Origin of the sequence: Kitasatospora gansuensis (assembly GCF_014203705.1) — a bacterium.
Classification (GTDB): domain Bacteria; phylum Actinomycetota; class Actinomycetes; order Streptomycetales; family Streptomycetaceae; genus Kitasatospora; species Kitasatospora gansuensis.
Genome location: NZ_JACHJR010000001.1, coordinates 2,258,711 through 2,272,681, shown reverse-complemented (window position 1 = coordinate 2,272,681; position 13,971 = coordinate 2,258,711). Strand labels below are relative to the sequence as shown.

Annotated in this window: 11 protein-coding genes; 5 read left to right on the top strand and 6 right to left on the bottom strand. The window is 72.3% G+C overall.

Annotated elements, in window-relative coordinates; translation table 11 throughout:
- Positions 1 to 186: 186 nt before the first annotated feature.
- On the top strand, positions 187 to 1,476 hold the full coding sequence (locus F4556_RS09975) for a citrate synthase (RefSeq protein ID WP_184913508.1): 1,290 nt from the start codon (positions 187 to 189) through the stop codon (positions 1,474 to 1,476).
- Between the two features lie 464 nt (positions 1,477 to 1,940).
- Positions 1,941 to 2,660 (top strand): SDR family NAD(P)-dependent oxidoreductase, encoded by a 720-nt coding sequence (locus F4556_RS09970; protein WP_184913506.1) that lies wholly within the window; start codon positions 1,941 to 1,943, stop codon positions 2,658 to 2,660.
- A 197-nt stretch (positions 2,661 to 2,857) separates the two neighbouring features.
- Here the strand turns inward: F4556_RS09970 and F4556_RS09965 are convergent, their stop codons facing one another.
- The 3 genes from F4556_RS09965 to F4556_RS09955 all read right to left on the bottom strand — a co-directional run bounded on the left by F4556_RS09965 (position 2,858) and on the right by F4556_RS09955 (position 6,569).
- A complete protein-coding gene (locus F4556_RS09965) occupies positions 2,858 to 5,119 on the bottom strand; it encodes a heavy metal translocating P-type ATPase (RefSeq protein WP_184913505.1) in 2,262 nt (753 codons plus the stop codon).
- Between the two features lie 68 nt (positions 5,120 to 5,187).
- Positions 5,188 to 5,406 (bottom strand): heavy-metal-associated domain-containing protein, encoded by a 219-nt coding sequence (locus F4556_RS09960; RefSeq protein WP_184913503.1) that lies wholly within the window; start codon positions 5,404 to 5,406, stop codon positions 5,188 to 5,190.
- A gap of 212 nt (positions 5,407 to 5,618) precedes the next feature.
- The gene (locus F4556_RS09955; RefSeq protein WP_184913501.1) at positions 5,619 to 6,569 is read right to left on the bottom strand and encodes a PrsW family intramembrane metalloprotease; all 951 of its coding nucleotides are present in this window, start codon (positions 6,567 to 6,569) and stop codon (positions 5,619 to 5,621) included.
- Positions 6,570 to 6,698: 129 nt separating this feature from the next.
- Between F4556_RS09955 and F4556_RS09950 the strand changes: the two genes are divergently transcribed.
- A complete protein-coding gene (locus F4556_RS09950) occupies positions 6,699 to 7,871 on the top strand; it encodes a PP2C family protein-serine/threonine phosphatase (RefSeq protein ID WP_313068233.1) in 1,173 nt (390 codons plus the stop codon).
- On the opposite strand, the gene dhaL is transcribed toward F4556_RS09950, so the two are convergent.
- A complete protein-coding gene (gene dhaL / locus F4556_RS09945; protein ID WP_184913497.1) occupies positions 7,868 to 8,449 on the bottom strand; it encodes a dihydroxyacetone kinase subunit DhaL in 582 nt (193 codons plus the stop codon). The two genes, F4556_RS09950 and dhaL, sit on opposite strands and share 4 nt — an antisense overlap.
- Positions 8,450 to 8,461: 12 nt before the next feature.
- Entirely contained in the window at positions 8,462 to 9,457 is a 996-nt protein-coding gene (gene dhaK / locus F4556_RS09940; RefSeq protein ID WP_184913495.1) for a dihydroxyacetone kinase subunit DhaK, read from the bottom strand.
- A 130-nt stretch (positions 9,458 to 9,587) separates the two neighbouring features.
- Between dhaK and dhaM the strand changes: the two genes are divergently transcribed.
- A complete protein-coding gene (gene dhaM, locus F4556_RS09935) occupies positions 9,588 to 9,980 on the top strand; it encodes a dihydroxyacetone kinase phosphoryl donor subunit DhaM (protein ID WP_184913493.1) in 393 nt (130 codons plus the stop codon).
- 7 nt (positions 9,981 to 9,987) lie between these two features.
- On the opposite strand, the gene F4556_RS09930 is transcribed toward dhaM, so the two are convergent.
- Entirely contained in the window at positions 9,988 to 11,676 is a 1,689-nt protein-coding gene (locus tag F4556_RS09930; protein ID WP_184913491.1) for a bifunctional 3'-5' exonuclease/DNA polymerase, read from the bottom strand.
- A 263-nt stretch (positions 11,677 to 11,939) separates the two neighbouring features.
- Here F4556_RS09930 and F4556_RS09925 point away from each other — a divergent pair, with 263 nt between their 5' ends.
- Entirely contained in the window at positions 11,940 to 13,970 is a 2,031-nt protein-coding gene (locus F4556_RS09925; protein WP_184913489.1) for a M3 family metallopeptidase, read from the top strand.
- Position 13,971: the final 1 nt, after the last annotated feature.

Genomic DNA, 13,971 nt, shown 5'->3' with positions numbered 1-13,971 from the left:
TGAAGAGATTTACGGCGGAACCTGGTCTGTGCCGATCTTGTCCGGTTCATACCGGCTGCGGCGACAGCTTTTGTAGGGCAAGGGCCTTCTCGGCCCACCCCGGGTGCACGGCGGTCCTGCGGATGGGGGATCGTAGAGACAGTCAGGGCACCTTGGAAGAGGATTCATTTCGTCGGTGAGGAAGACGTGAGCGACAACTCGGTAGTACTGCGGTACCAGGACGGCGAGTACGAGTACCCCGTCGTCGAGAGCACTGCGGGCAACGCCGGCTTCGACATCTCGAAGCTGCTCCCGCAGACCGGCCTGGTCACCCTGGACAACGGCTTCGGCAACACCGCCGCCTACAAGTCCGCGATCACTTTCGTGGACGGTGACAACGGCATCCTGCGCTACCGCGGCTACCCGATCGAGCAGCTGGCCGAGAAGGCCAGCTTCATCGAGACCGCGTACCTGCTGATCAACGGCGAGCTCCCGAACGCCGATCAGCTGGCGGTGTTCGGCAACGAGATCACTCAGCACACCCTGCTGCACGAGGACGTCAAGCGCTTCTACCAGGGCTTCCCCCGGGACGCCCACCCGATGGCGATGCTCTCCTCGGTGGTCGGCGCGCTCTCGACGTTCTACCAGGACAGCCACAACCCGTTCGACGCCGGCCAGCGCCACCTGTCGACCGTCCGGCTGCTCGCCAAGCTCCCGACCATCGCCGCGTACGCGTACAAGAAGTCGGTCGGCCAGCCGTTCGTCTACCCGCGCAACGACCTGAGCTACGTCGAGAACTTCCTCCGGATGACCTTCGCGGTCCCCGCCGAGGACTACGAGATCAACCCGGTCATCGTGAACGCGCTGGACAAGCTGCTGATCCTGCACGCGGACCACGAGCAGAACTGCTCGACCTCCACGGTCCGTCTGGTGGGCTCCAGCCACGCCAACCAGTTCGCCTCGATCTCGGCCGGCATCTCGGCGCTCTGGGGCCCGCTGCACGGCGGCGCCAACCAGGCCGTGCTGGAGATGCTGGAGGAGATCCAGAAGTCCGGCGGTGACGTCGACACCTTCATCCGCAAGGTGAAGAACCGCGAGGACGGCGTGAAGCTCATGGGCTTCGGGCACCGCGTCTACAAGGCCTTCGACCCGCGCGCCGCGCAGGTCAAGATCCTCGCGCACGAGGTGCTCGGCCAGCTCGGCAAGTCCGACGAGCTGCTGGAGATCGCGCTCAAGCTGGAGGAGCACGCGCTCAAGGACGACTTCTTCGTCTCGCGCAAGCTCTACCCGAACGTGGACTTCTACACCGGCCTGATCTACCGCGCGATGGGCTTCCCGACCAGCATGTTCACCGTGCTGTTCGCGCTCGGCCGGCTGCCGGGCTGGATCGCCCACTGGCACGAGATGATCAACGACCCGGGCAGCCGCATCGGCCGTCCGCGCCAGATCTACACCGGCGTCGAGATCCGCGACTACGTCGAGCTCGACGCGCGCTGACCCACGCCTGACGCAGCAGGGCCCGGCCACCACTGGTGGCCGGGCCCTGCTGCGTTTTCCTACCGGAAGAAGCGGCGCACGACGCCCGGGGGCGGCCCTGGTTGCCGGGAGCGGCCGCTCAAAGCGCCCCTGGCGGCTGCCGCTCCCCGGCGTCGTGCGCGAGACCGCCGAGAACTCGGCAGTCGTACCGGGGCCCGCCGGAGCCCCGTTCACGGCGGTCATGAACCGTCGTACTACAAAGGTAAGACGTATTCGGGGGCGCAAAGTTACGTTCGGGGGGTGTGAGTTGGCTCTCTCCACGCTCCGTGTCCGGCCGGTGCCTGTCCCATACCACACGATCCCAGCCGGGCGACGTCACCCTCCCCGCAGCCGCCGCAACCCAGCGTGATAGGAATCGTCTCATTCCGGTACGGACCGCCCGCGCATCCTCAGCCGCGGCGGCATGCCAGGGAGGGAGTGCGCAGATGGCCAGGAACGTCGTAGTCACCGGTGGCGGCACCGGCATCGGGTACGAGGTGGCACGCCGCTTCGCCGAGGCGGGCGAGCGCGTGGTGATCGTCGGCCGTCGGCGGGCGGTCCTGGAGAGAGCCGCCGCCGACCTCGGTCCGAACGTCACCCCGCTGGTCTGCGACCTGGCCGATCCCGACGCGGTCGAGGACGCCCTGAACGCGCTGCCCGCCGAGATCGACGTCCTGGTCAACAACGCCGGCAGCCGGGAGACCGTGATCGGGGCCGGGCCGCACGCCGTGCTGGCCCGCTGGCGCGGGGACTTCGAGCGCAACGTGCTGACCGTGGTGCTGCTCACCGAGTCGCTCCGGGACCGGCTCACCCAGGGCAGCGGGCGGGTGGTCACGGTCAGCTCGATCGCGGCCCTGCGCGGAGCGGGCTCGTACGGGGCCGCCAAGGCCTCGCTGCACGCCTGGAACCACTTCCTGGCCGCCCAGCTCGGCGCCTCCGGCATCACCGCCAACATCGTGGCCCCCGGCACCGTCTCGGGCACCGAGTTCTTCGGTCCCCGGCTGGACGAGGCGGAGGTCTCCCGGCGCGCCGCACGTACCCTGCTCGGGCGGATCGGCGAGTCGGGCGAGGTGGCGGCCGCGGTCTACTTCCTGGCCTCCGCCGAGGCCGGCTTCATCACCGGGGAGATCCTGCACTGCAACGGCGGGGAACTTCTCGGCAGATAGGTCCGGAAGGCAGGGGCTCGGGGAACTGCGACGCCGACCTCGAAAAAGGTGATCGTTGCGTAGGTGGTCAGGCACTTTCGCAGTGACCCGAACGCCAGATCTCCTCGCCCGCGCGGCGGAGCCGCAAATCAGCAGAGCCCCGAGCCCCTGGACAGTGCAACCGAGCGCCCTGCCAACAGTCGAGCGCCTGCAGACACTCAGCTTGCGGCAGCAAACCTGCGGAGGCGGAGGCTGTTGGTGACCACGAAGACCGAGGAGAAGGCCATCGTGGCCCCCGCGACCACCGGGTTGAGCAGCCCGGCCGCGGCGAGCGGGATCGCGGCGACGTTGTAGGCGAAGGCCCAGAACAGGTTGCCCTTGATGGTGGCCAGGGTGCGGCGGGAGAGCCGGATCGCGTCGGCGGCCGAGCGCAGGTCGCCGCGGACCAGGGTGAGGTCGCCGGCCTCGATGGCGGCGTCGGTGCCGGTGCCCATGGCGAGGCCGAGGTCGGCCTGGGCGAGGGCGGCGGCGTCGTTGACCCCGTCGCCGACCATGGCGACCGAGCGGCCCTCGGCCTGCAGCCTGCGGATGGTGGCGACCTTGTCCTCGGGCAGCACCTCGGCGATCACGTCGGCGGCGTCGATGCCGACCTCCGCGGCGACCGCCTCGGCGGCGCTCCGGTTGTCGCCGGTGAGCAGGACCGGACGCAGGCCGAGTGCCCGGAGTTCGGCGACGGCGGCGGCCGAGGTGGGCTTGACGGTGTCGGAGACCACCAGGACGGCCCGGGCCTGCCCGTCCCAGCCGACCGAGACGGCGGTCGCCCCGGTGGCTTCGGCGGCGGCCTTGGCGGCGGCCAGCTCCGCAGGCAGGTGCTGGGCCCAGTCGGCGAGCAGCAGTTCGCGTCCGGCGATCACCGCGTGGCCGTCGACCACGCCCTGGACGCCCCGGCCGGGGACGTTCTCGAAGCCCGTGACCGGCGGGAGTTCGCCGAGCCGGTCGGCGGCCGCGGTGGCGATGGCGGCCGCGATCGGGTGCTCGGAGGCGTGCTCCAGGGCGCCGGCCAGCCGGAGCACCTCGGTCTCGGAGACGCCGTCGGCGGTGTGCACGGCGGTCAGGGACATCCGGCCGGTGGTGACGGTGCCGGTCTTGTCGAGCACGATGGTGTCGACCTTGCGGGTGGTCTCCAGGACCTCCGGGCCCTTGATCAGGATGCCGAGCTGGGCGCCGCGTCCGGTGCCGACCATCAGGGCGGTCGGGGTGGCCAGGCCGAGGGCGCAGGGGCAGGCGATGATCAGTACCGCGACGGCGGCGGTGAACGCCTCGGTGGGGCTGTTGCTGACGAGCAGCCAGGTGACCAGGGTGCCGAGCGCGATCAGGATGACCACGGGCACGAAGACCGCGGAGATCCGGTCGGCCAGCCGCTGGGCGGCGGCCTTGCCGTTCTGCGCCTCCTCGACCAGCTTGGCCATCCGGGCCAGCTGGGTGTCGGCGCCGACCCGGGTGGCCTCGACCACCAGGCGGCCGCCGGCGTTGACGGTGGCGCCGGTGACGGTGTCGCCGACGGTCACCTCGACCGGGACGGCCTCGCCGGTGAGCATCGAGGCGTCCACGGCGGAGGTGCCCTCGACCACGGTGCCGTCGGTGGCGATCTTCTCGCCGGGCCGGACCACGAAGCGCAGGCCGACGGTGAGCCGGTCCACCGGCAGCCGTACCTCGCGGCCGTCCTGGAGGACGGCGACGTCCTTGGCGCCGAGGTCGAGCAGGGCGTGCAGGGCGGCGCCGGCGCGGCGCTTGGAGCGGGCCTCCAGCCAGCGGCCGAGCAGGATCAGGGTGGTGACGGCGGCGGCGGTTTCCAGGTACAGGGTTGACGAAGCGTCACCGGCGCCGACCCCGAGGGTGAAGGCGTGCCGCATGCCGGTCATCCCGGCGTGCCCGAAGAACAGGGCCCAGACGGACCAGCCGAAGGCGGCCAGGGTGCCGAGCGAGACCAGGGTGTCCATGGTGGCCGCCCCGTGCCGGAGGTTGGTCCAGGCGGCGCGGTGGAAGGGCCGGCCACCGTAGACCACGACCGGGCCGGTGAGCGCGAAGGCGAGCCACTGCCAGTTGTCGAACTGCAGCGCCGGGATCATCGAGAGCAGCACCACGGGGACCGAGAGCGCGGCGCTGATCAGCAAGCGCTCCCGCAGGGGATCGGGCTGTTCGGCGGGGGTGTCCTCGGCAGCGGGCGTCGGCGGGGCGGGCAGCTCGGCGGTGTAGCCGGTGCGCTCCACGGTGGCGATCAGGTCGGCCACGCTGACCTCGGGCGCGAAGTCGACCTGCGCCTTCTCGGTGGCGTAGTTGACGGTGGCTTCGACGCCGTCCATCCGGTTGAGCTTCTTCTCGATCCGCGCCGCGCAGGAGGCGCAGGTCATCCCGCCGATGGCGAGTTCCACCCGGTCGCGGAGCGCGCCGGGCCCTATGCCTGGGGTGGTGGTGCTCATGGACTCACTGCTCCTTGAGGAAAGCGTACGGGGCCGGGCCCGGCGGGCGGCCCCGTACGGGAGGGTGCTCAGGCTGAGCGGCCGACCAGCTCGTAGCCGGCCTCGTCCACGGCGGCGCGGATCTGCTCGTCGTCCAGCGGGGCCTGCGAGGAGATGGTCACGGTGCCGGCCTTGGCGTCGGCGGCGACGTCGGTCACGCCGGGCAGGCCGGCCACCTCGGCACTGACGGACTTCTCGCAGTGGCCGCAGCTCATACCGCTGACGGAGTAGGTGACGGTGCTCGACATCGGGGCCTCCGGAGGTTCGGTCGCCCCGCGCTGGGGCTGACTGTGACAACACCATACCCCCTGGGGGTATTCCTTGCGCCAGTGGGGTGCCGGCGATCCGCTTGATCGCCAGCAGAGGGTAACCGCATGGGGACGCAGAGTGGGCATCGGGACACGGGAAAGGGTGGTCCCCGGGAATTCCGGGAACCACCCGTCCTGCCGCGCCCGCCCGGTTAGTCGGCCGGTGCGGCCGCCCGGTTCCGGCTGATCAGTGCCCGGAGCCAGATCAGGCCGCCGAGCGAGACCACGATCAGCCCGAGGGTGTCGTACAGGGTGTAGAGGTGGACCTGCTCGCTGGTCGGGTCGGGCATGTAGCCGAGCTCGAAGATGGCCCGCTGGAAGTCGCTCGTGGTGGTCCGGGCCACCAGCCAGACCGCGATGCCGCTGGTGCTGTCCCAGAGCGCGTGCAGCAGGGAGACGCCGAGGTAGGTGAGGATCACCGGGGCGTTGAACCGGAAGCGCCCGTCGCGCCGCTCGCGGAACAGCACCCCGCCCATGATCGCGGTCCACAGGATGTGGCCGACCGGCGCGAGTACGCCGCGCAGGATCTCGGTCTCCACCAGGTCCTTGAGTGCGAGGCCGTGGATGCTCAGCACCGCGTTGAACGCGTAGCCGGCGCTCTCGAAGGCGGCGAAGCCCGCGCCGACGGTGGCGCCGAGCACCAGGCCGTGCCGGAGGCCGGCCACCGGGATCCGGCGGGCGACCATGATCAGGGCGGCCAGCTTGACCGCCTCCTCGATCAGGCCGACGCCGAGGTACATCCAGATCGAGGGGGAGAGCAGGTAGGTCTCCAGCACCGAGGCGCCGAGCACGCCGATGATGCCGCCGATGCCGAAGCAGGCCGCGATCCGCTCGGGGCCGACGTCGGCGGCGTAGCGCTCGTACGCCCAGACCACGAAGGTGCCGGGGACCAGGAAGCTGCCCAGCAGCACGATGGTCGGCACCAGGTTGCTGTTGTCGGTGAAGAAGGTGACGATCACCGTCGCCGCCCAGAGCGCCAGGCCGATCAGGAAGAGCTTGAGCCAGTGGCGTGACTGCTGGACCGGTGGGGCGGCGGCCGGTGCGGACCACTGCGGGCTGGACGGCGGGGTAGGCGGTGGTGTTGGGCTGCCGTATCCGGACATCGGCGGGGACCTTCCCTCGATGAGTGGGCGTCACGTTCCCCGTACGGTATGACAAAAGGGGTAATTCGGACGTGATTGCCTGGGATGACGCGCGGATGCGAAGACCGATTCCTCCGCTATGTTCGGTATGTGTCCCGGTTCACCCGAGCCCAGTCGCCGACGGTCCCCAAGGCCGCGGGGCTCTCGCCCGCCCGGCGGGAGCGGGCCCTGCTCGCCGCCGACCTGCAGGACCTGTCCTGGCGGCGCCGGGCCGCCCCGGCCGTGCTGGCCCTGCTGCTGGTGGTGTTCGCGGACCTGGTGACCGGGCGGGAGAGCTATCTGGCCCCGCTGATGGTGGTGGTCCCCTCGCTGGCGGCGCTCACCCTGCGGCCGCTGGAGCTGCTGATGGTCTGCGCGGTCGGCTTCGGCGCGCTGATCGGTCTCGGCCACTACGACCAGGTGGCCGATCTGAACAACGGTCAGTTCCTGTTCGGCGCGGTGGTCAGCTATGTCGTGCTCTCGGCGTTCAGCGCCTGGGTGGCCCGGATCAGGATGCGCAGAGCCGCGGCCTTCGCCGCCGTCTCCTCGGTGGCGGAGGCCGCCCAGCGCGCCCTGCTCCGACCACCGGGACCGGCGGTCGGACCGCTCCGGCTGGCCGTCCGCTACGCCTCGGCGGCCGACGCGGCCCGGATCGGCGGCGACCTGTACTCGGTGCTGGAGACCCCGCACGGCACCCGGGTGCTGGTCGGCGACGTCCGGGGCAAGGGGCTCGGCGCGGTGCAGACCGCGGCCGTGGTGCTCGGCGCCTTCCGGGAGGCGGCGTACGACGAGAGCGGGCTGCTCGCGGTGGCGGCCCGGGTCGAGGCCAGCGTGGAGCGGCACGTGCCGGACGGGGAGTTCACCACCGCGCTGTTCGCCGAGGTCCGGCGCCCGGGAGCGGTGGAGCTGCTGCACTTCGGGCACGTCCCACCGATCATGGTGGCCTTGGACGGGACGGTGACGGTGCTGGAGGCCAGCGACCCTTGGGTGCCGCTCGGCCTGGGGCGGATGGCGGCCGGCGAGCCGCAGAGCATGGAGACGGCGTTCGGCTCGGAGGACGTGCTGGTGCTCTGCACCGACGGGGTGATCGAGGCCAGGCACCACCGCAGCGGTGAGTTCTACCCGCTGGCTGAGCGGGTCGGCCCGCTGGTCCGGGAGGCCGCCCGCTCGGCGGCCGAGCTGGAGGTGGCGGTCGGGCGGCTGTACGCCGACCTGCTGGAGCACACCGGCGGCGAGCTGGGGGACGACGCGCTGTTGCTGCTGATCAGCCGTACGGACCTCTAACCCGGGGCCGAGTCCGCCAGTGCGCGGAGGATCAGGGCGGTGGAGGTGGCCCCCGGGTCCTGGTGGCCGACGCTGCGCGGGCCGAGGTAGGAGGCCCGGCCCTTGCGGGCCTGGAGCGGGACGGTGTCCAGCGCGCCCTGTTCGGCGGCGGCCGCCGCGTCGGCGTACGAGCCGGTCCGTTCGAAGGCGGCCAGTGCCGGGGCCCAGGCGTCCACGATGGTCTTGTCGCCCGGTGCGGCGCCGCCCAGCTTCTCGATCGCGGCCAGCCCGGCGGCCAGTGCCGCGCCGAAGTCGCCGCCCTCGGTGAGCGTGCCGCCCATCGCCCGGAACGCCTTGCCGTACAGCGGCCCGGAGGCACCGCCGACCTTGGAGATCAGGGTGGAGCCCGCCTTGGTCAGCACCGCTCCGGCCGAGTCCAGGCCCTCGATCGCGGGCAGCACGGCGGTGAAGCCCCGGTGCAGGTTCGAGCCGTGGTCGCCGTCGCCGATCGCCGCGTCCAGCTCGGTCAGCTCCTGCTGCCGGTGGTCGACGGCGGCCGCGACGGCCCGCAGCCAGGTCTGCGCGAGGGTGCTGTCCATGGCGGCGTCCTCTCAGGACCAGCGCAGGGCGGGGGTGGTCACCGGGGCGTCCCAGAGTTCGAGCAGCTCGGGGTCGGCCTTGGTGAGGGTGAGGGAGAAACCGGCCATGTCGAGGCTGGTGACGTAGTTGCCGACCAGGTTGCGGGCGATCCGGATGCCTCGTTCGGCCAGCCGGTCGGCGACCGCGCCGTACACCACGTACAGCTCGATCAGCGGGGTGCCGCCGAGGCCGTTCAGCAGGGCGATCACCTCGTCCCCGGCGGTGAGGTGGTGGTCGGCCAGGATGGTGTCGACCACCTCCGCGGCCAGTTCGGCGGCCGGGCGGAGCGGCTCGCGGCGGCGGCCGGGTTCGCCGTGGATGCCGACGCCGACCTCGATCTCGTCCTCCGGCAGGTCGAAGCCGGGCTTCCCGGCGGCCGGGACGGTGGCGGCGGTGAGCGCGATGGCGAAGGAGCGGGAGGCGGCGTTGACCCGGTCGCCGAGGGCGGCCACCCGGTCGAGATCGGCGCCGCGCTCGGCCAGTGCACCGGCGATCTTCTCGACCAGGACGGTGGCACCGGTGCCCCGGCGGCCGGCCGTCCAGGTGGAGTCCTCCACCGCGACGTCGTCGTTCACCAGGACGGTGCGGACCTCGATGCCCTCCTCGGCGGCCAGTTCGGCGGCGAGTTCGAAGTTCAGCACGTCGCCGGTGTAGTTCTTCACCACGAAGAGCACGCCCGCGCCGCTGTGCACGGCCTGCGCGGCGGCCAGCAGCTGGTCGGGGACGGGGGAGGTGAACACCTCGCCCGGGCAGGCGGTGTCGAGCATGCCGGGGCCGACGAAGCCGGCGTGCAGCGGCTCGTGCCCGGAGCCGCCGCCGGAGACCAGCGCGACCTTCGGGGCGGCCGGGCGGCCGGCCCTGGTGATCACCCGGTTCTCCTGATCGACACTCAGTTCGGGGTGGGCGGCCCTGAATCCGGCCAGCGCGTCGGCCAGCACCGTCTCCGGGGTGTTGATCAGCTTCTTCAAGACCGGCTCTCCTCCCGACGGATCCCCCGGCCGACGTTACGTCAACCGGGGCCGCCCGTCCTGCGGGACGACACGCCAGGGCCGAACTGATGGTGGGTGGGCGGCCGGTGGGGCTGGGTAGGGTCGGGGCATGGGCGCGTACGTGGGCATCGTTCTGGTCTCGCACAGCCCCGGCCTGGCGGCCGGGCTCCGTGAACTCCTCGCCGAACTCGGCTCCGGGGACGTCCCGGTGCTGCTCGCGGCGGGCACCGAGGACGGCTCGCTCGGCACCAGCTACGACCTGATCGTGGCGGCCGTCGCGGCGGCCGACGCCGGGGCCGGGGTGGTGGTGCTGGCGGACCTGGGCAGCTCGGTGCTGACCACGCTGGCCGCGCTGGAGGACCACCCGGCGGAGCACGCCAGGCTGGTGGACGCGCCGTTCGTGGAGGGCGCGGTGGCGGCCGTGGTCACCGCCTCGACCGGGGCCTCGGTGGCCGAGGTGGTGGCGGCGGCCGAGGACGCCCGGGGCTACCGGAAGTTCTGAGCCTCCGTCACTTGGCGTCCGCGTAGCAGTCCACCACGGCGGTGCTGAGCGGGAAGCGCACCGGGGTGTCGCCGAACACCAGCCGCCGGGCCTCCTCGCCCGCTTCGGCGACCGCCTCGACCACTTGGTCGGCCAGGTTGACCGGGGTGTGCACCATCACCTCGTCGTGCTGGAAGAAGACCAGGTGCGGCCGGTCCGGACCGGTGCTCAGCGCCGTCAGCCGGCGGCGCAGCGAGGCCAGCAGGGCGAGCGCCCAGTCCGCCCCGCTGGCCTGGATCACGAAGTTGCGGGTGAACCGGCCGCGGGCCCGGGCGGACCGGCCGCCCGCCTCCCCGGCGGTCTCCGGAGCCTCCGTCAGATCCAGCCAGTCGGCGGACGGCGGCGGGCAGGTCCGGCCCAGCCGGGAGCGGACGATGCCGCCCTCCTCGCCGGTGCGGGCGGCCGCCTCCACGTAGCCCATCGCGGTCGGGTACTTGCGGCGCAGGGTGGCCAGCAGCGGGCCGATGTCCCCGCTGGTCTGGCCGTACATCGCGCCGAGCAGGCCGAGCTTGGCCTTGTCCCGGTCGCCCTGGAAGGCGCTGGCGGCCAGCGCGTCGTACAGGTCGCCCTCGGCCGCCGACCGGGCCAGCCCGGCGTCGCCGGAGAGCGCGGCCAGCACCCGGGGCTCCAGCTGGGCCGCGTCCGCCACCACCAGGGCCCAGCCCGGATCGGCCACCACCGCGCCGCGCAGGATGCGCGGGATCTGCAGCGCCCCGCCGCCCCGGCTGGCCCACCGGCCGGAGACCACCCCGCCGACCACGTACTCGGGGCGGAACCTGCCCCCGCGTGCCCAGGCGTCCTGCCAGGCCCAGCCGTGCGCGGCGTGGATCCGGGACAGCTCCTTGTAACGGATCATCAGCCGGGCCGCCGGGTGGTCGATCTCGCGCAGCTCCCACACCCGGGTGGAGCTCAGCCGGATGCCCTGGTCGGCGAACGCCTTCAGCACCTGGGCGTGCGAGTCGGGGTTGAACGGGCGGGAGCCGAGCGCCTGTTGCAGCTCGACGGACAGCTCGGCGAGCAGCTTGGGCTGAGTGCCGGGGATGTGCGGACGGGGGCCGAGCAGGTCGGTCAGCAGCCGGTCGTGCCGGTCCGTCCGCCAGGGCAGGCCGTCGTACGTGATCTCGGTGGCCAGCAGCGCACCGGCCGACTCGGCGGCCACCAGCAGCCGGAACAGCCCCGGCTGCTCGACCAGGGCGATCCGGCGCAGCTGTTCGGCGTGCACCGCCACCACCGCCGTCAGCTGGTCGGTGCCGGGCGGCAGCTGCAGCCGGTCCGGCGCGAACAGGCTGTCCTGCTCCTCGCCGCCGGCGCCACCGGTCTCCGGCAGGTCGGCCGGCACCGGCAGCCCGCGCAGCCGCGCCCACGCGGCGCCGAGCGAACGGGGCTCGCCCCAGGCCCCCTCGTGGCCGAGCAGCAGCGCCTCCACCAGCCGCAGGTCGTGGCAGCGGGCCACCCGCAGCGGCAGCAGCGGCGCGTACGCGCTGTCGGCCGCCGCCCAGACCCAGCGGGGCCGGCCGGCCGCCTCGCGCTGCGCCATCGCGGCGGCGAGGTCGGCGACCTGCTCGGGCGGCCCGAGCGGGACGCCGTCCTCGCCGAGCGGCTGGAGCCGCCCGCCGGGGCCGTGCGGAGCGGGCACAACGGCGATCCGGGGTGCCACGGGCTCTCCTCAGACATCGGACACAGGTTCGCCCCGACCGTACCGGGAGGTGCCGACACTTCCTGTGAGGCAGGCGGGGCGGACGACAGGGGCTCGGGGAACGGCGACGGTTCGTGGCTGGTGGGGCAAAATGCGAAAGTGCCTGACCACTTACGCACGGATCACCTTTTCCGAGGTTGGCGTCGCAGTTCCCCGAGCCCCTGGTGGTCCACCGTGTGCCCCTGTCTTCCGGAGGGTGTGCCCGAGTGCCTAGGGTCTGACGTATGAGCGACAACCCATTCTTCGTGCCCAGCACCCTGGTGTTCGAACTTCCGCCCTTCGCCGCCATCCGGGAAGAGCACTACCTGCCCGCCTTCGACCGCGGTATGGCCGACCAGCTTGCCGAGATCGCCGCCATCACCGCCGACCCGGAGCCGCCGAGCTTCGACAACACCGTGGTGGCGCTGGAGCGTTCGGGTGCGTTGCTGCGCCGGGTCCGGCTGGTCTTCGACAACCGGAACAGCTCCGACACCACGCCGGGGCTGCAGGCGCTGGACGCCGAGCTGAGCCCCCGGCTGGCCGCGCACCTGGACACCATCCTGCTGGACCCGGCGCTGTTCGCCCGGTTCGAGACGCTGTTCCAGGCGCGTGCCGAGCTCGGACTGGACGCCGAGAGCCTGCGGCTGCTGGAGCGGCACCACACCCGTTTCGTCCGGGCCGGGGTCCGGCTGCCGACCGAGGGGCAGCTGCGGCTGCGGGAGATCAACGGCCGGCTGGCGTCGGCCCAGGCGGCGTTCCGGCAGAACGTGTTCACCGACACCCGGGCCAGGGCCGTGGTGGTGGAGGGTGCCGAGCAGCTGGCCGGTCTGTCGGCCGACGCGGTGGCGGCGGCCGCCGCGAACGGTCGGGCGCTGGGTCAGGACGGCTCGTACGTGCTGAGTCTGAAGAACTTCACCAACCAGTCCGAACTGGCCGCGCTCACCGACCGGGAGCTGCGGGCCAGGCTGCTGGCGGCCTCGGTGGACCGGGCGGTCGAGAGCAACGGGCCGCTGGCGATCGAGCTGGCCGGGCTGCGGGCCGAGCGGGCCGAGCTGCTCGGGTACCCGAGCCACGCCGCGTACGTGGTGGCCGACGAGACGGCCGGGACGGTCGAGGCGGTGGAGGAGCTGTTCGCGCGGCTGATCCCGCCGGCCGTGGCGAACGCCCGGGCGGAGGGCCGGAAGCTGGCGGAGTTCGCCGAACGGGCCGACGGGGTCGGGGACTTCGGCGCGCACGACTGGCTGTACTACTCGGAGCTGGTCCGGCAGACCGAGTACAGCCTGGACGCGGCCGAGCTGCGCCCGTACTTCGAGCTGGAGCGGGTGCTGCACGACGGGGTGTTCTTCGCCGCCGGGCTCGCCTACGGGCTGACCTTCACCGAGCGGGCCGACCTGACGGGGTATCACCCGGATGCCCGGGTCTTCGAGGTGTTCGAGGCGGACGGCTCCTCGCTGGGTCTGTTCCTCGGCGACTTCCACGCCCGGGAGTCGAAGGGCGGCGGCGCGTGGATGAACGAACTCGTCCAGCAGTCCGAGCTGTTGGGGCAGCGGCCGGTGGTGGTGAACAACCTCAACATCGCCCACCCGGCGGACGGTGAGCCCGCCCTGCTGACCTGGGACGAGGTGCGGACGCTGTTCCACGAGTTCGGCCACGCCCTGCACGGGCTGTTCTCGGCGGTGCGCTACCCGCTGTTCTCGGGCACCGAAGTGCCGCGTGACTTCGTTGAGTTCCCGTCCCAGGTGAACGAGATGTGGATGACCAGGCCGGAGGTGCTGGCCAACTACGCCAAGCACCACCTGACCGGCGAGCCGCTGCCCGCCGAGCTGGTCGAGCGGATGGCCGCGGCCGACCGGTTCGGGCAGGGCTTCCGGACCGTGGAGTACCTGGCCGCCGCGCTGCTGGACTGGGCCTGGCACACCGTGCCGGTGGGTGAAGTGATCGAGGACGCCCAGGAGTTCGAGGCGGCCGCACTGGCCAAGGCCGGGCTGGCCGACCCGCTGGTGCCGCCGCGCTACCGGAGCACCTACTTCAGCCACGTGTTCTCCAACGACTACAGCGCCGGGTACTACGCGTACATCTGGTCCGAGGTGCTGGACGCCGACACGGTGCGCTGGTTCGAGACCAACGGCCGCGGTGTCCGGGAGAGCGGCGAGACCTTCCGGGCCGAACTGCTCTCCCGGGGCGGCAGCGTGGACGCGCTGGACTGCTTCCGCGCCGTGGTCGGCCGGGACCCGGAGATCACCCCGCTGCTCACCCGGCGCGGTCTGAACGGCTGAC